General features: G+C 59.6%; 14 protein-coding genes. 4 read left to right on the forward strand and 10 right to left on the reverse strand.

The features are described from left to right. Positions 1 to 398: 398 nt before the first annotated feature. From ACK9YZ_RS14260 to dnaG, 6 genes are all read right to left on the reverse strand, one after another. The gene (locus ACK9YZ_RS14260) at positions 399 to 746 is read right to left on the reverse strand and encodes a GFA family protein (RefSeq protein ID WP_416064253.1); all 348 of its coding nucleotides are present in this window, start codon (positions 744 to 746) and stop codon (positions 399 to 401) included. Between the two features lie 10 nt (positions 747 to 756). Then, positions 757 to 1,794 carry an L-threonine 3-dehydrogenase gene (tdh, locus tag ACK9YZ_RS14265; protein ID WP_416064254.1) on the reverse strand — a complete coding sequence of 346 codons (1,038 nt, stop codon included), beginning with the start codon at positions 1,792 to 1,794 and terminating at the stop codon, positions 757 to 759. Between the two features lie 21 nt (positions 1,795 to 1,815). Continuing rightward, positions 1,816 to 3,003 carry a glycine C-acetyltransferase gene (locus ACK9YZ_RS14270; protein ID WP_416064255.1) on the reverse strand — a complete coding sequence of 396 codons (1,188 nt, stop codon included), beginning with the start codon at positions 3,001 to 3,003 and terminating at the stop codon, positions 1,816 to 1,818. A 307-nt stretch (positions 3,004 to 3,310) separates the two neighbouring features. Continuing rightward, positions 3,311 to 3,772: a cupin domain-containing protein gene (locus tag ACK9YZ_RS14275; protein ID WP_416064256.1), complete on the reverse strand. Its 462-nt coding sequence runs from the start codon at positions 3,770 to 3,772 to the stop codon at positions 3,311 to 3,313. Between the two features lie 76 nt (positions 3,773 to 3,848). Then, entirely contained in the window at positions 3,849 to 5,714 is a 1,866-nt protein-coding gene (recQ, locus tag ACK9YZ_RS14280; protein ID WP_416064257.1) for a DNA helicase RecQ, read from the reverse strand. Further along, positions 5,714 to 7,690, reverse strand: a complete 1,977-nt coding sequence (gene dnaG / locus ACK9YZ_RS14285; protein WP_416064258.1) for a DNA primase — start codon at positions 7,688 to 7,690, stop codon at positions 5,714 to 5,716. Before dnaG ends, recQ begins: the two co-directional genes overlap by 1 nt. A gap of 664 nt (positions 7,691 to 8,354) precedes the next feature. On the opposite strand from dnaG, the gene ACK9YZ_RS14290 reads away from it, so the two are divergent. Continuing rightward, positions 8,355 to 9,251 (forward strand): hypothetical protein, encoded by an 897-nt coding sequence (locus ACK9YZ_RS14290; RefSeq protein ID WP_216755315.1) that lies wholly within the window; start codon positions 8,355 to 8,357, stop codon positions 9,249 to 9,251. On the opposite strand, the gene ACK9YZ_RS14295 is transcribed toward ACK9YZ_RS14290, so the two are convergent. Beyond that, positions 9,232 to 9,684 (reverse strand): GatB/YqeY domain-containing protein, encoded by a 453-nt coding sequence (locus tag ACK9YZ_RS14295; protein ID WP_216755316.1) that lies wholly within the window; start codon positions 9,682 to 9,684, stop codon positions 9,232 to 9,234. The two genes, ACK9YZ_RS14290 and ACK9YZ_RS14295, sit on opposite strands and share 20 nt — an antisense overlap. Before the next feature lie 272 nt (positions 9,685 to 9,956). Here ACK9YZ_RS14295 and carA point away from each other — a divergent pair, with 272 nt between their 5' ends. The 3 genes from carA to ACK9YZ_RS14310 all read left to right on the forward strand — a co-directional run bounded on the left by carA (position 9,957) and on the right by ACK9YZ_RS14310 (position 12,307). After that, on the forward strand, positions 9,957 to 11,162 hold the full coding sequence (gene carA, locus ACK9YZ_RS14300; RefSeq protein ID WP_416064259.1) for a glutamine-hydrolyzing carbamoyl-phosphate synthase small subunit: 1,206 nt from the start codon (positions 9,957 to 9,959) through the stop codon (positions 11,160 to 11,162). 138 nt (positions 11,163 to 11,300) lie between these two features. Next, a complete protein-coding gene (locus ACK9YZ_RS14305; RefSeq protein ID WP_216755318.1) occupies positions 11,301 to 11,804 on the forward strand; it encodes a GNAT family N-acetyltransferase in 504 nt (167 codons plus the stop codon). A gap of 182 nt (positions 11,805 to 11,986) precedes the next feature. Further along, positions 11,987 to 12,307: an antibiotic biosynthesis monooxygenase gene (locus tag ACK9YZ_RS14310; protein ID WP_216755319.1), complete on the forward strand. Its 321-nt coding sequence runs from the start codon at positions 11,987 to 11,989 to the stop codon at positions 12,305 to 12,307. A gap of 20 nt (positions 12,308 to 12,327) precedes the next feature. On the opposite strand, the gene ACK9YZ_RS14315 is transcribed toward ACK9YZ_RS14310, so the two are convergent. From ACK9YZ_RS14315 to ACK9YZ_RS14325, 3 genes are all read right to left on the reverse strand, one after another. After that, complete coding sequence (locus tag ACK9YZ_RS14315) at positions 12,328 to 13,731, reverse strand: MATE family efflux transporter (protein WP_216755320.1); 1,404 nt, start codon at positions 13,729 to 13,731, stop codon at positions 12,328 to 12,330. A gap of 140 nt (positions 13,732 to 13,871) precedes the next feature. Beyond that, positions 13,872 to 15,119, reverse strand: a complete 1,248-nt coding sequence (locus ACK9YZ_RS14320) for a TCR/Tet family MFS transporter (protein WP_416064260.1) — start codon at positions 15,117 to 15,119, stop codon at positions 13,872 to 13,874. A gap of 134 nt (positions 15,120 to 15,253) precedes the next feature. Continuing rightward, on the reverse strand, positions 15,254 to 16,159 hold the full coding sequence (locus tag ACK9YZ_RS14325; RefSeq protein ID WP_416064261.1) for a LysR family transcriptional regulator: 906 nt from the start codon (positions 16,157 to 16,159) through the stop codon (positions 15,254 to 15,256). Positions 16,160 to 16,227 lie beyond the last annotated feature (68 nt).

Consider the following 16,227-nt stretch of genomic DNA (forward strand, 5'->3'; position numbering starts at 1 on the left):
GTCGCCTTCCTGACGCTATTCATACTCGCTGTAGTGAATGGCAGTCTCGTGGCCCAGAGCGCGTGCGCACCGGCCTCGAATCACCTATACCCACCTAACGGGATGACATTTAAAGCCTGATTAACCACGATCGCCGGCATCGGACAGCAAAATTCAATTGCCATTGGATTTCCGGCCATGGTTGTGCGATCCGCCTTGACCCAGTTCACCGCTCAAGTGGAACGGTGATTCCCACAAAATTTGTTCTCGTCAAGCTTTTCCAGAAAAAAAGCCACCGAAAACCCGGAAAAAGCCTTATCCACAGGCTTTGAACCGCGTCAGCGATTGCGAAGCTTATTTAGTATGTCACCAAGGAAAGACAAGGGCAGAAAGATTCCGCCGAAGTCTTCACTGGTCACCTAGCGCGACAGCCCGTCATATGAGTTGACCGTCAAAGCAGACAGATCCAGCGCGGGGATGCAGCGCAGATTGACCGATGCCATCTCCACGCCATTCGGCGCCGTCGCTTCGCCGTAAGGCGCAATGCCGCACTTGGCGCAGAAATGATGTTTGATGGCATGCGTGTTGAACGTATAGGTCGACACGTTTTCTTCCGGCACGGTCAGATGCACCTTCTCGCGCGGCAGGAAGCCGAGCAGTCCGCCGCGCCGGCGGCAGAGCGAGCAGTTGCAGTCGAGCGCCTCCGTGAATGCACCTTCCACCGTAAAAGCAATATTGCCGCAGTGGCAGCTTCCCTCATACTTCATTGCTCTCTCCTCACATCCAGTCCATCACGACCTTGCCGGAATTGCCCGAGCGCATCGCCTCGAAGCCATCGCGGAACTCATCGATCTTGATGCGGTGGGTGATGATTGGCGACAGGTCCAGGCCGCCCTGCACGAAGGCGATCATCTTGTACCAGGTCTCGAACATCTCGCGGCCATAGATGCCCTTGAGGTTCAGCATCTTGAAGATGACCTTGTTCCAGTCGATCTCGAAGCCGGCGGGCGCGATGCCGAGGATGGCGATCTTGCCACCATTGTTCATCTTGTCGATCATGTCGCGGAAGGCGGGCGCTGCACCCGACATCTCAAGGCCGACATCGAAGCCTTCGGTCATGCCGATCGACTTCATCACATCGGCAAGATTTTCCTTCGAGGCGTCCACAACGTGATCGATACCGAGCTTGCGGGCGAGATCGAGACGATGCGGGTTGATATCGGTGATGACGACCTTGCGCGCGCCGGAGCGCTTGGCCACGAGCGCGCCCATGATGCCGATCGGCCCCGCACCCGTCACCAGCACGTCTTCGCCGACGAGATCGAAGGAAAGCGCGGTATGAACGGCATTGCCGAACGGATCGAAGATCGCCGCGATCTCATCGGGAATATCGTCGGGGATGGCAACGACATTGGCTTCCGGAATACAGACGAACTCGCCGAAGGAGCCCGGACGGTTGACGCCGACGCCGAGCGTGTTGCGGCAGAGATGCCCCCTGCCCGCTCGACAGTTACGGCACTTGCCGCAGACGATATGGCCTTCGCCGGAAACGCGTTCGCCCACGCGATATCTGGTGACGGCAGAACCGATCTCGGCAATTTCGCCGCAGAATTCGTGGCCAACCACCATCGGCACCGGAATGGTCTTCTGTGCCCACTGGTCCCAGTTCCAGATATGCACGTCGGTACCGCAGATCGCCGATTTCTTCACACGGATCAGCACGTCATTCGGGCCGACGTCCGGCACCGGCACATGCTCCATCCAGAGGCCAACTTCGGGCTTCGCCTTGACCAGTGCTTTCATCATGTTGGACATGATCTTTTCTCCTCAAGGCTCTCAGATAACGCCGAGTTCGCGGCCGGCTTCGGCAAAGGCTGATATCGCCCGCTCGACATCCGCCTTCGAATGCGCAGCCGACATCTGCGTTCGGATACGCGCCTGCCCCTTTGGCACGACGGGGAAGGAGAAGCCGATCACATAGACGCCCTTCTTCAGCATCAGTGCGGCCATATCCTGCGCGAGCTTCGCGTCTCCCAACATGACCGGGATGATCGGATGCCCCTCGCCGGCAAGCGTGAAGCCGAGCTTGGTCATTTCGGTGCGAAACAGCGCCGCATTGGCCGACAGCCGCTCGCGCAGCGCATCGCCGTTGTCGATGAGGTCGAAAACCTTCAGCGAGGCAGCCGCAATGACCGGCGCCAGCGTGTTGGAGAAGAGATAGGGACGTGAACGCTGCCGCAGCCACTCGACGATTTCAGCCCTTGCCGACGTATAACCGCCGGATGCGCCGCCAAGCGCCTTGCCGAGGGTGCCGGTGATGATATCGACCCGGCCTTCGACCCCGCAATATTCCGGCGAGCCGCGGCCATGCTTGCCGACGAAGCCAACGGCATGGCTGTCGTCCACCATGACCATCGCGCCGTATTTTTCGGCGAGATCGCAGACACCCTGGAGATTGGCGATGATGCCGTCCATGGAGAAGACGCCATCGGTTGCGATCAGCTTGAAGCGGCTGCCTTCAGCCTTTTTCAGCTCCTCTTCCAGCGCCGCCATGTCGTTGTTGGCGTAACGGAAGCGCTTGGCCTTGGAGAGGCGTACGCCGTCGATGATCGAGGCATGGTTGAGCGCATCGGAAATGATTGCATCCTCTTCGCCGAGCAGCGTCTCGAACAAACCGCCATTGGCATCGAAGCAGGAGGAATAGAGAATCGTATCTTCCATGCCGAGGAAGGAAGAGATGCGTGCTTCAAGCTGCTTGTGCTCTTCCTGCGTGCCGCAGATGAAGCGCACGGACGCCATGCCGTAGCCATAGCGGTCGAGCGCCTTCTTGCCGGCTTCCGCCAGTTCCTCGTTATCGGCGAGGCCCAGGTAGTTGTTGGCGCAGAAATTCAGCACGCGCTCACCAGAGGCAATGGCAATTTCACCTGCCTGCTTCGATGTGATGACGCGTTCGGACTTGTAGAGGCCGGCATCCTTAAGCGAGGCAAGCTCCGACTGCAGGTGGGAGAGAAATGCTTTTGTCATTGTAAACGCCCTTATCCCAAAAACGTCCTCCGATGGGGGCTGCCATTAGCACAAAGCGAGTGCTGATGTCGCTGATCCCGTATGATTTTTTGGCAGGCAATTCACTGCGGGCAACCCCGTTATGCATATTTCGCCCCTTGTCCGCTTCGAAGCCATTCAGGGGCGCGCACGACAAAAGACGCCGGCCGGCCGGAAGACACGCCTGAACTTCTGAAGGCAGCCGCGGAAGCCATCGAGGCATTTGCTGAAGACCTATCTCTCAAGGAGATTTCGATCTCGCCTAATCGCCCTCTAAGCATCTGATATCTTAAGGATCAGGACCATCGCCGATCTCCACGAGACCGAACCTATGCTGGATCGGCAGGATCACTTCGGGCGTCCTGGCGCCTGCCCGTTCAAGCTCCATGAAGAAATGCTCGAACCCGCCGGGCGTGACGAAGCCCATCATCCGGCCCATTGTGTCTGCGACATTGCGCCAATGATGCGGCACGTTCGGCGGCAAGACGACGACGGATCCGACTGGCGCCTCGATCATCTCGTTTCCGCACCAGAAGCGGTAGTTTCCTTCGATGACACGAAAGACCTCCGTCTCGCGCGTATGCATGTGCCGCGACGGACCGGTTCCGGGCGCCGAGAAGGTTTCCCAGATGCCGTAGGCTCCAGCGGTTTCCTCTGCCGTCGCATGAATGAAGATCTGCCCGCCATGCGGATGCCTCGCAATCCGCTCACGTCCGGGCAATGACGCCACTGCTCTGTTGAACTGTGCCATTGAAGTTCCCCCAAAACTCTGCAGGAAGCCTAGCAGAAATCTTTGCCGATTGCAGCGCAAGGCATGTGCAACCGCACTATTCGTCGTGCGAGAGGATGATATCGAGGAAAGCGTCGCCGTAACGTTCGAGCTTCGACTGGCCGACGCCGGAAATGCCGAGCAGTTCCTTGCGGCTGCGCGGCCGCTCGGTGGCGAAGGCGATCAGCGTCGTATCCGGGAAGACGACATAGGGCGGTACGCCAAGCGACTTGGCAATCGACATTCGCTCGGCCCTGAGCGCTTCGAAGAGCGCGCCGTCCGCACCCGAAAGTCCGGTCCTGCGCTCCGCGCGCTCGGTCTTTTTCGCCCGGCGTTCGGAGGGCGCGCGATCCTTGCGGAAGAAGACCTCGCGCTCGCGCTTGAAGACGGCGCGCGCCTCCGGCTCCAGCTTCAGGGCTCCGAAAGCCTCGTGATCGACACGGATCAGCCCCATCGCCATAAGCTGGCGATAGACCGATTGCCATGTCCGAACAGCAATATCCTTGCCGGCGCCGAAGACGGGCATATCGACATGGCGGAAGCGCTCGGTCTTCTCGTTGACATTACCGACGAGCACGTCGATGACATGGCCGGCGCCAAAACGTTCGCCGGTGCGATAGACTGCCGCCAACGCCTTGATCGCCGCCTCCGTTCCATCCCAGGTCTCGACCGGCTTCAGGCAGGTATCGCAGCCGCCGCACTTGCCCCCGTGTGCTTCGCCAAAATGCGCCAGGATCGCCTGCCTCCGGCAGGATGCCGTCTCGCAGATCGCCAGCAGCGCATTCAGCTTGCCGCGCTCGATACGCTTGATCTCGTCGGCCGCATTGCCCTCATCGATCATCCGCCGGCGCTGGATGACATCGGCCATGCCGTAAGCCATCCATACCTCGGACGGCAGGCCGTCACGTCCCGCGCGGCCTGTCTCCTGATAATAGGCCTCGACCGAGCCCGGCAGATCGAGATGGGCGACATAGCGCACATTCGGCTTATCGATGCCCATACCGAAGGCGACAGTCGCAACAAGGCAGAGTTCTTCTTCCTTCAGGAAGGCATCCTGGTTGGCGTCACGCAGCGCCCGGTCCATGCCGGCGTGATAGGGCAGCGCCCGGATGCCCTGCGTGTTCAGCCAGTCCGCCGTTTCCTCCACCTTGGCGCGCGACAGGCAATAGACGATGCCGCTGTTGCCCTTGTGGCCGGAGAGAAAGCGCAGGAGTTGCTGGCGCGGCTGATCTCGTTCGACGATCTCATAGGAAATATTCGGCCGGTCGAAGCTCGTCGTGAAAACAGCGGCATTATCGAGCATCAGCCGCTCGATAATGTCTTCCCGCGTGTGCGGATCGGCGGTAGCCGTCAGCGCGATGCGCGGCACGCCGGGATATTGCTCGGTGAGCTTGCCGAGTTCGCGATATTCCGGCCGGAAATCATGGCCCCACTGCGAGACGCAATGCGCTTCGTCGATCGCGAACAGCGCGATCTTCGCATTGCCGATCAACTCGCGGAAACCATCCATCAGGATACGCTCCGGGGTGACATAGAGCAGGTCGAGATCGCCGGACGAAATGCCGCGGCGGATTGCGACATATTCCTCGCGCGATATCGAGGAATTGAGCGCTGCGGCACGAATGCCGAGCTGTTTCATCGCCTCGACCTGATCACGCATCAGCGCAATCAGCGGCGAGACGACGATGCCAAGACCCTGGCGGCAAAGGGCCGGGATCTGGAAGCAGAGCGACTTGCCGGCCCCGGTCGGGAAGAGCACGACGGCATCGCCGCCGGCGACGACATGCTCGACCACTTCCTGCTGCCTGCCGCGAAAGGCGGAATAGCCATAGACGCGCTTCAGCACGTCGAGCGGCTGCGCCGTGCCTGCAAACAGGGTATCGGAGGCGGAGAATAGCGGTTCGTCACGTTCGGTCTGCGGCATCAGTGGCTCGCAGCGCCCTTGACGCGGCCGGAGAGCACACCGAAGCCGTCGATGATGGCTTCCTGGTTCTCAAGCCGCAGCGCCTCGAAATGCACTTCCTGGGACGCGCGCATCAACCGGTCAATCTCGGAATCATCGCCGGCCTCCGTCGCCTGCGCGATATCGCGCTCCAGCTCGATCTTCTGCCAGCGCAGATCCTTGGCGCGCTTGTGGAAGGCAAGCGCTTGACGATAGCCCTCGCGGGCGTCCTCCATCGCCGCCGCCTCGGTCGCCGTCCAGAGCCGGGCGTTGCGCACCTGCTGATCGAGGCTTTTCAGGAGCGGGCCGAAACCCGCGACATCGAGGCATTCCATCAGATAATCACGCGTCAGATGCGGCCCGGCAACGACTGCCGCCGCCCCCAGCATCGCCGCCCAGAGTTTCTGCAGCTCGCGATTGTCGTAATCGACTGCGGCAATCTCATCGTAATCGTCAAGCATCAAGGCAGGATGATTGATAACCGTCAGGGCCAGCACGCATTCCCTGAGCGCCGCATTGTCCTGATGGCCGCGCACGAGACCCGAGCGAGCCAGACGATCCGACGCTGCGACCGGGGTTCGAGGTCCCGCGGGAGCGCCACCCTTCTGGCCTCGAAATTTGCCACCACCAAAATTGCGCCGCTCGCCACCGCCGCGGTTCTGGAACTGTGGCTGGAAGAAGCTGTTCAGGCGATCGCGCATATCCTGCTGGTAATGGCGGCGTACATTTTCGTCGGCAATGACGGCCACGAGCTGTCTCAGCCGCGCTTCCAGTTCGGCGCGCGCTTCCGGCGTGTCGAACTTGCCGCTCCGCGCCTCCCGATCCCACAGCATTTCCGAAAGCGGCTTTGCCTGCGCCATGACCTTGTCGAAGGGCGCCCTGCCCTCGTGCTTCACGAGGTCGTCGGGATCCTTGCCATCAGGCAGCAGCGCGAAACGCACGCTACGCCCCGGCTTCAGATGCGGCAGTGCAAGATCGGCGGCGCGATTGGCAGCGCGGATGCCGGCACTGTCACCATCGAAGCAGAGCACCGGCTGCGATGTCATCTTCCAGAGCAGATCAAGCTGGTTTTCGGTCAGTGCCGTGCCGAGTGGTGCGACAGCATTTTCGACGCCGGCCTGATACAGCGCGATGACGTCCATATAGCCTTCAACAGCGATGATCGTGCCCTCGCCGTTCGCGCCCTGCATTGAGCGGCGCGCACGGGCGAAATTGTAAAGCACATTGCCCTTGTGGAAGAGCTCCGTCTCGTTGGAATTGAGATATTTCGCCGGCGCATCCGGCGACATGGCGCGTCCGCCGAAGGCGATGACTTTTTCGCGGGAAGAGAGGATCGGAAACATGATGCGGTCGCGAAACCGGTCGTAGGAAACCGGCACGTTTTCATGCACCACCAGGCCGCACGCCTCGATCTGCTCCTTGGTGACACCCTTGCCGGCCAAAAATTCTTTCAGCGCATTGCGGCTGTCGGGTGCAAACCCGAGCCTGAAGGTCTCGATCGTGCGGCCCGTCAGCCCGCGGTCGCGCAGATAGGCGCGCGCCCTGGCGCCATTGGCCGTCTGCAACTGATCCTGAAAGAACTGCGTCGCCATTTCCATGACGTCGAGAAGCGAAGTGCGCTCCTTCTCCCGCTTTTCCATTTGCGGATCGACAACCGGCATCGGCACGCCAGCCATGTCTGCGATCGTCTGAACGGCTTCGGGAAAGCTCAGGCCCTCAAGCTCGGTCAGAAAGCGGAAATGATCGCCGGTCACGCCGCAGCCGAAGCAATGGTAACGACCCTTGCGGTCCTCGCAATGGAAGCTCGGCGACTTCTCGCCATGGAAGGGGCAGCAGGCCCAATAGTCGCCGCGCGATACGTTGGTCTTGCGCTTGTCCCAGCTCACGCGCCGCGCAATCACGTTCGATATGGGAACGCGGTCGCGGATATCGTCCAGGAAGGTGGGTGAAAAGCGCATCTCTACCTCTTGCAGAACCTCCATATAAGCAGCTTTGCCACGCTGCGCCACGAAACTTCTGCCTTAAATCCCGCTTTTCACAGGGCCGGAAACCCTGTCAAAAATCTCGGCAAACGCCACTCAACAAAGCGTTATCGGGGCCTGGCAGAGGGTGCGACATTTTTGACATATCTCAACTTTCGAGACACCGGCATTATCCACTCCGCGAAAATCGCTCTTTAGAAAGAGCAAGTAAAAACAATTTGTTATAAAGATTCGACCAGTTTGCACCTTCCGCTCGGAGGAACGCCGCGCGCCTCCATATTTGCAGCACGGCAGGCCGAATCCGAGATTATTATATTTTTGTAATTTGAATAAGCCGGGGCCTGGCCATAAGTTCGATCTCAACAAAGCGATCCCCAAGCGAGGCACCATCCCTACCCCCGGCGCCGCCTCGCAAGGGTGCCTTTGCAAATACCCGCCGGCTTGGGTTTCAACCCTGCGTCGCTGACGGAAGCAAAGAGCAAGAAGGCAGGAGCGCCCCCAGCTCCTGCCTTCTTATTTTTGGGCTTATGCGCTGCAGCTTTTATTGAGCTTTACCTTACCAATTAACCCCTGAAATACAAAAGCATTGACACTTCCAATAGGCGTGGCAGATGAATGCGCAAAACTCCTGGACAGCGCTATGGCCCACACCGCAGAAAAACTTGCAGCCGACGATAATTTTCTTGCTGCAATTCTTCATTGTGCCAATCAAATGCTCGCAATTTACCGCGATAGCCCGCGTATTGCATCAATATTCGCCGCACAACAGCGCTGGCTGATGGCGCATGCGGGCTTCGCTCTCTATTACGGCTATCCAGGCGATGAGAAGCGCGGCCTTTATTCTGGCCGGTTCATCGATTTCGCCGTCCAGAACAAGATCGCCAGCCGCAACACCGCAGCCGCCTTCGTGCAGGAAATGTTGGTCTATCGGTTCTTGCGGTCCGCTCCGGGCGAAGACAGGCGCACCCGCTTTCTCGAACCGACGGAAACGGCTGAACAGCATTTCACCAAATGGCTGGTCGCGCACCTGATGATTCTGGATAACCTCGATGGTGGTGGCCGCGCGGAAAATCTGACGGCCGATCCCACATTGATCGCCCGCCTCCAGCCGCTCATTGCCAAAAAGATCATCGAGACCGAAGCTGTCCGCGATCCCGGCGCCACCTTCAATCTCTTCAACTGGGCTAATTCCGGCGGCCTTGTGATGGACTATCTGATTTCGCGCCTGCCGGGCTTTCCGCGTTCTGCCGACTACGTCGTCGTCGGCCCGCTGTCGCTGCGCGAGATCCGCGACCAGTTCATGATCTCCAACACGCACCTGAAGCGCTTGCTCACGCAGGCGGCGAATATGGGAAGCGTGGGCTGGACCGAACCGCCGAGAAAGGGCGATTTCTGGCTCTCGCGCGGTTTCGTACTCGAATACTGGAATTATCAGGCGGCGAAATTCGCCATCATAGACGCCGCCACCGAGCAAGTGCTGGGGCCTGCGGTCGAAGAACAACCGCAGGCGAGACGTCTTATTTCAGCAGCTCTTTGACCGTGCCGGAAGCCTTGGCAAAGTCCATCTGGCCGGCATAACGCTCTTTGAGAGCAGCCATGATCTTGCCCATGTCCTTCGGGCCTTCGGCGCCCACGTCCTTGATGATGGCGGCGATATTGGCGCGCACTTCATCGTCGGAAAGCTGCTTCGGCAGGAAGTCCTGGATGACGGCGATTTCGGCGCGTTCCTTCGCGGCAAGCTCCGGACGGGCATTGTCCTCGTAGATCTTCGCCGACTCATCGCGCTGCTTCACCATCTTGGCGAGGATCTGCAGCACTTCATCGTCGCCTGCTTCTTCCTTGCCGGCGCCGCGATTGGCGATGTCGCGATCCTTGATCGCAGCCTGGATGAGGCGGATGGTGCCGAGTCGGTCCATCTTCTTTGCCTTCATGGCCTCTTTGAGCTCAGTGGCGAGTTGATCGCGCAGCATGTCACTACTCCTTTTAAAATGGCGCTTTCATAAACCACGCTGATGCATGGGATCAAATAAATTGCGAGAATCCGGCCAATATCAGCAGGAAAAGTACCGCAATCTGCGGTACAAAGATTGACCTAGACAAAGAGCGTGGCTATCTACCGCCACCTGCACCAAAATTCGTGATCAGGCGTCAAACGCGGCCAAAGCCGCGCGCCTGCGCCTGCGAGATCAAAAGGCTGGCTCGCGTATCCCAACGCAAAAAGCCCGCCGGAAACGGGATGAAGATGACCGCGACAGCACCCTGGACCACCGAAAAGCCGACCGCCCTGCTCGTTCTTGCCGACGGCACCGTCATCGAAGGCAAGGGCATCGGCGCAACTGGCAAAGTCCAGGCCGAAGCGGTCTTCAATACGGCACTGACCGGTTACGAGGAAATCCTCACCGACCCCTCCTATCTCGGCCAGATCGTTACCTTCACCTTCCCCCATATCGGCAATATCGGCACCAACGAAGAAGATATCGAAGACCTGACGCCGGCAGCTCGCCACGGCGCGGTCGGCGTGATCTTCAAGGCCGACATTACCGAACCGTCGAACTATCGCGCCGCCAAGGATCTCGACGCCTGGCTGAAGGCCCGTGGCATCATCGGCCTCTGCGGCATCGATACCCGCGCGCTGACGGCCTGGATCCGCGAAAACGGCTCGCCGAACGCTGTCATCGCCCATGGCCCCCAGGGCAATTTCGACGTTGAAGCCCTGAAGGCGGAAGCCAAGGCCTGGAGCGGCCTCGAAGGCCTCGACCTCGCCAAGATCGCCTCTTCCGGCCAGTCCTCGCAGTGGTCGCAGACACCCTGGGTCTGGAACGACGGCTACGGCGAACTCAGCGCCTCCGACAGCAAGTACCATGTCGTTTGCCTGGATTACGGTGTGAAGCGCAACATCCTGCGCCTCTTCGCCGGTCTCGATTGCAAGGTCACCGTCATGCCGGCAACGACCAGCGCTGAGGACGTGCTCGCCCTGCAGCCGGACGGTATCTTCCTGTCGAACGGCCCGGGCGATCCGGCCGCGACAGGCGAATATGCCGTGCCCGTCATCAAGGAACTGATCAGCACCGATATCCCAGTCTTCGGCATCTGCCTCGGCCACCAGATGCTTGGCCTCGCTCTCGGCGCCAAGACCGAGAAGATGCATCAGGGCCACCACGGCGCAAACCATCCGGTGAAGGACCACACGACCGGCAAGGTCGAGATCGTCTCCATGAATCACGGCTTCGCAGTCGATACGAAGTCGCTGCCCGAAGGCGTTGAGGAGACTCACGTTTCGCTGTTCGACGGCACCAATTGCGGCCTGCGCGTTCTCGGCAAATCGGTCTTCTCCGTCCAGCACCATCCCGAAGCCTCCCCCGGCCCGCAGGACAGCCACTACCTCTTCCGCCGCTTCGTCAACATGGTGCGCGAGAAGAAGGGCGAACCGGCGCTCGCCGAACGCTGAAGGCGGCCTATCAGTCCAGCTTTTGACCAAAAACACGATCTCCTCGTTCATCGCGGAGGTCGTCTTATCAAGGTATCGCCTGCCAAACGTATTTTACAGAATTTATGCCAGCCCGTCTCGTAGCTCAGGAACGGCGCCATGTCTGACGGAATTATCAAACTGCTGAAGCCGGAAGATGGCGAGGTTTTCAAACAGATTCGGCTTGAGGCATTGCGTTCCGACCCCGCCGCATTCGCGAGCCGCGCGGAAGATTGGGAGATATTGTCTCTTGATGAATGGAGTAGCCGGTTGATTGAAATGCCGGTCTTCGTCGCCTTTCAGCAGGATGAACCGGTCGCGATCATGGGGTTGATGTGGCAAAAGCCAAGCAAGATGGCGCACCGGGCAACCCTTATCATGGTTTACGTCCGCGCCAGCCAGCGAGGAACAGGCGTTGCTCGTAAACTTCTGGAGCAAATAACGAACCATGCCGTCGCCCACGGGATCAGGCAGATCGAATTGGCGGTCAATGCAGAAAATCCCGCGGCACGCCGTTTCTACGAGCGCGAAGGTTTCGTTGAGATAGGCCGAATTCCGGGCGCGTTTCTCCAAGACGGCGTGGAAGTGGATGAGGTTATGATGTTTCGCCGGATTGGCCCCTGAGCCTCCCATGAGGCTTCACAAGGGCGGACGCGTTGTAAACATCGCCGAATTCTCCTGCATCTGGCGTCCGCGGCGGGATTGCCCCGCCCAAGCGGGTTTTTTCTTTCTCCGCATATTGACCTCAACTTAACTTGAGGAATTACAGAACTGCTTGCAACACCTCAGATGCAGGAGAAGACTGGATGAGCGGAGCTTTCTACAGGATAGACAAATTCATCGTGCCGGCAGCGGCGCGCGAGGAATTTCTCGTCAATGTGATGATGACCCATAAGGTGCTGGAGGCACAGGACGGCTTCATCAATCATACGGTGCTGGAACAGGTTGCCGGTCCCGGCGAATTCAATTTCGTGACAGTCGCCGAATGGGAAAGCGCCGATGTCGTCGAGCGCGTGCGGGCTGTTGTTACAGCGGCCCATAAGGCCGCCAATTTCAACCCGCAGGAAATGTTTGCGCGTCTCGGCATTCGCGCCGATATCGCCAGCTACAAGCCTGTTGCGGCCTAACGGCTGATAAGGCGGCCGGCTCAAGCGCCGGTCGCAGTCCCTTCCCGGCGAACGAGAATATAGAAGCGCGCGCAGAGCATGGCGGCAGCGGCCGCAAGCCCGACGAGGAAGCCGAACCAGATGCCGAGCCCGCCGAAACCGAGCGGGAAGGCAAAGGCCCAGGCGAGGAAGAAGCCGATCGGCCAATAGGCAATCAGCGCCAGGATCATCGGCACACGCGCATCCTTCAGCCCACGCAGCAGACCGCTGGCGATTGCCTGCAGGCCGTCGACAAACTGGAAGAGACCGGCAATGACGATCAGCGGACCGGCATATGCCAGCACCTGCGGCGCCTCCGGCAGGCTGACATCGAGAAACAGACGTGCCAGAAGCTGCGGTATGGTCGCAAAAATGATGCTGCCGATGATGGCGGCGATGCTGGCGATGATCAGCACCGTGATCGCGGCCCGCACCAGCCCGGCATGATCGCCCTGCCCGTGCGCGACACCGACGCGCACGGTTGCCGCCTGACCGAGGCCGAGTGGAATCATGAAGGCCATCGACGCCCACTGCAGCGCGATGCCGTGCGCTGCAAGCTCGATCGTACCGATATGGCCCATCAGCAGAGAGGCGGCGGTGAACAGGCTGACTTCGGCGAGGATCGTAATGCTGATCGGCAAGCCCAAGCGGATGACCTCGAAGAAGGCATGCCAGTCCGGCTTCCAGAAACGAACGAAGATCTCGTAGCGCCGCGTCTCTTCCCTGCCCTGCACATAGGACAGGATGAAGAGGAAACCGGCCGCCTGCACTGCGACAGAGACGATGGCAGCGCCTTCAAGCCCCATGACCGGCAGGCCGAAGTGACCGAGTACAAGGATGTAGGCGCCGATCGCATTCAGCACCAGCATGGCGATCGTGACCTGGAGAATGACGCCCGCTTTGCCGATGGCGCTGACGAGCGCGCGCATGACATTGTAGAGCAGGCCCGGCAGCACGCCGAACTGGCCGATGATGATATAGCCGTGCGCGAGCTTCGCGACCTCAGGCTTCTGCCCGAAATAGCGCAGGATCGCCTCGGAATTGAAGAAGGCCGGCTGCATCAGCAGCCAATAGCAGATGACCACCCAGATCCCCATGCGCAGCGACCGACGAACCGTCACCACGTCGCCGCTGCCATAAGCGTGTGCCACCATCGGGATGACGGCGATGGCAAAGCCCGAGCCGAAGATCAGGATCGTGAACAGGAATTGCGCCGAAAGCACCATGGCCGCGAGGTTTTCGGCTCCGAGCTGGCCGACAATCATCACGTCGGTCATGCCGATGCCGAATTGCGCCAGTTGCGCACCGATCAGCGGCACGCCGAGCATCAGCGTGGCGCGGATATGCGCAGACCAGCGGTTGTCGGTTGCAGGCGCAATGGTGCGCACGTCGATCGGCGTGTCCATGACACTATTCCTGAGATTGAATCGTTAACGGCCGCAGGGCGGCAAAATATTATGCCGGCTTAGAGCAAAGCGGCGCAAAGAACCATCCCAAAACAGGCAGATGCTGAAAAATTCATCACAGCTTCACTGTTTTTGATGGATCACTCAGCGGCGTTGAAAGCTCCCGCCGGCGCCTTCGAAGTCGTCACCCGCATCAGGAATACAACTGCGGCGACAAAAATGAAGACGGCTGCCAAGAGATAGGGCGCACCGGCGAAAGTGATCGGCGCATCTGGTTTGGTGAAATAGCCGAACATCTGCGTGAAGATCAGCGGGCCGATGATCGTTGTAATACTGCTGATGCTGGCGAGCGCGCCCTGCAACTCCCCCTGCGCCGAGGGCGGCACCTTGCCGGCGGCAATGCTGCGCAACGGCGGGTCGGCGACATTTTCCATGACTGTCAACACGATCACCGTATAGACGACCCAGCCCTCCCAGGCGAAAGCATAACCTGTGAGGGCGGCCATCGAGAAAGACAGGCCGAGTAGCGCCGTCTTCCATTCACCGAGAACAGGCACGACACGCGGTAGCACGAGCCCCATGACAAGCGCGGCACCGATGCCGTAGATGCCGAGCGACAGGCCAATCTGCCCTTCGCTCCATCCGTATCGGAAGGTCGTGACGAAGGACCAAACCGAAGGATAAACGGCATGGGCGAGGAAAAACATGAACATCACGAGGCAGACCCAGCCGATGCCGTGATAGTGCCGCATCTGTCGCAACGCACCGAGCGGGTTTGCGCGTTTCCATTCGAACCTGCGGCGGTTCTTCGCATCGAGCGTTTCCGGCAGCAAAAAGCAGGCGGCGACGAAATTAACGAAGGAAAGCGCTGCCGCACCGAAGAACGGCACGCGCGGCCCGAACTCCCCAAGAAAGCCGCCAATGACCGGGCCGACGGTGAAACCGACGCCGAAGGCGATGCCGATCAGGCCGAAATTCTTCGCGCGGTTCTCTTCATTGCTGATATCGGCGATATAGGCCGAGCAGGTCGCGAAACTGCCGCCGCTGATGCCGGCAAGCACGCGGCCGACGAAGAGCATCCAGTAGCTGGTGGCCACAGCGCAGATGAAATTATCGAATGCGAAGGTCAGTACCGAAAGCAGCAGGATCGGACGGCGCCCGAAACGGTCGCTCAAGTTTCCAAGCAGCGGCGCAAACAGGAACTGCATCAGCGAATAGATGAGCATGAGCCAGCCGCCATCGACTGCCGCATCGCTGACCGTTCCGCCCGTCAATTGCTCTAGATAGACAGGCAGGACCGGCATGATGATGGCAATGCCGATAACGTCCAGAAAGAGAATGATGAAGACCAGGAAAAGGCCGCGGCGAACGAATTTCGGATCGAGCATGAAGCATCTCTACAGCTGATATTTTCTGGAAAGACGATCTGGTCGCCGGATCTATGACATAGCTCATTGAAATGGCCGAAACAATCCGTGAACATTTCAATGTTTTTGATGGCGAGGCGGCCAAAATAGATGGTTCAGGCGCTCTTTCTCTGTTCCATCCGCACGAAATCCACAAAAGCCCGCAGCGGTGCGGGCATATGATGACGGCTCGGATAATAGAGGAACGGGCCGGAAAATTCGCTGTCCCATTCGCTCAGGATCGGCATCAGCCGGCCATCCGTGATACCGGGCACAACCAGCTCCTCGAAAGTTCTGACAACGCCGAGCCCGGCAAGCGCCGCCTCGATTTCCATCTCAACCGCGTTGGCGATGACGGGACCTGACGGCGTGATGACCAATACCTCTTCTCCACGTTCGAATTCCCAGGGGAGCGAGGCTCCGCTTAGGAAGCGATGGCGGATGCAGCTGTGCTCCAGCAGATCCCGCGGATGCTGTGGTAAGCCGCGCCGCTTAAGGTAGGCGGGGGCGGCCACCGTCACATAGCGCTGCCTGCGTGGACCGATCGGCACCGCGATCATGTCGCGCTCCAGCCTCTCGTCGTATCGAACACCGGCATCGAAACCGGCGGCCAGCACATCGATAAATGTATCCTCGGCGATGATTTCAAGCGTGATCTGCGGGTGAAGCGCCAGAAACCGCACGGCGAGATCAGCCATGAAAAGCCTCACGACAATGCTTGGTACATTCAGCCTGAGCGTACCCGCCGGATTGTCGCGAAAACTGTCGAGTTGGCCGAGCGCAGCCGCCACTTCCGAAAGCGCCGGCGAAAGTCGTTCAAGCAATCTCTCGCCCGCAGCCGTCGGCGTAACGGAGCGCGTCGTGCGGTTGAGAAGCCTGACGCCGAGGCGCTCTTCCAGCCGCCGCAGGGAGTCGCTGAGTGAGGAAGCGGAAACCCCGCGCTTGCGGGCCGCGGAGCGGAAACTGCGCTCCCTTGCAATTGCGGCGAAGGCATCCAGATCACTGAGGGGAAGATCATCCACTGTGCATTTTTCCGTACGGCCTGTTCGAGACTATCCGGATTATCGCACAAATCCGGCTGCGGTAAAAC

The organism is Rhizobium sp. ZK1 (assembly GCF_047782645.1).
Classification (GTDB): Bacteria; Pseudomonadota; Alphaproteobacteria; order Rhizobiales; family Rhizobiaceae; genus Rhizobium.

Excerpts from the sequence above, each read along its gene's own strand:
- ACK9YZ_RS14260 (WP_416064253.1), bottom strand. The coding sequence starts at position 746 with ATGAAGTATGAGGGAAGCTGCCACTGCGGCAATATTGCTTTTACGGTG.
- tdh (WP_416064254.1), bottom strand. The coding sequence starts at position 1,794 with ATGTCCAACATGATGAAAGCACTGGTCAAGGCGAAGCCCGAAGTTGGC.
- ACK9YZ_RS14270 (WP_416064255.1), bottom strand. The coding sequence starts at position 3,003 with ATGACAAAAGCATTTCTCTCCCACCTGCAGTCGGAGCTTGCCTCGCTT.
- ACK9YZ_RS14275 (WP_416064256.1), bottom strand. The coding sequence starts at position 3,772 with ATGGCACAGTTCAACAGAGCAGTGGCGTCATTGCCCGGACGTGAGCGG.
- recQ (WP_416064257.1), bottom strand. The coding sequence starts at position 5,714 with ATGCCGCAGACCGAACGTGACGAACCGCTATTCTCCGCCTCCGATACC.
- dnaG (WP_416064258.1), bottom strand. The coding sequence starts at position 7,690 with ATGCGCTTTTCACCCACCTTCCTGGACGATATCCGCGACCGCGTTCCC.
- ACK9YZ_RS14290 (WP_216755315.1), top strand. The coding sequence starts at position 8,355 with ATGGCCCACACCGCAGAAAAACTTGCAGCCGACGATAATTTTCTTGCT.
- ACK9YZ_RS14295 (WP_216755316.1), bottom strand. The coding sequence starts at position 9,684 with ATGCTGCGCGATCAACTCGCCACTGAGCTCAAAGAGGCCATGAAGGCA.
- carA (WP_416064259.1), top strand. The coding sequence starts at position 9,957 with ATGACCGCGACAGCACCCTGGACCACCGAAAAGCCGACCGCCCTGCTC.
- ACK9YZ_RS14305 (WP_216755318.1), top strand. The coding sequence starts at position 11,301 with ATGTCTGACGGAATTATCAAACTGCTGAAGCCGGAAGATGGCGAGGTT.
- ACK9YZ_RS14310 (WP_216755319.1), top strand. The coding sequence starts at position 11,987 with ATGAGCGGAGCTTTCTACAGGATAGACAAATTCATCGTGCCGGCAGCG.
- ACK9YZ_RS14315 (WP_216755320.1), bottom strand. The coding sequence starts at position 13,731 with ATGGACACGCCGATCGACGTGCGCACCATTGCGCCTGCAACCGACAAC.
- ACK9YZ_RS14320 (WP_416064260.1), bottom strand. The coding sequence starts at position 15,119 with ATGCTCGATCCGAAATTCGTTCGCCGCGGCCTTTTCCTGGTCTTCATC.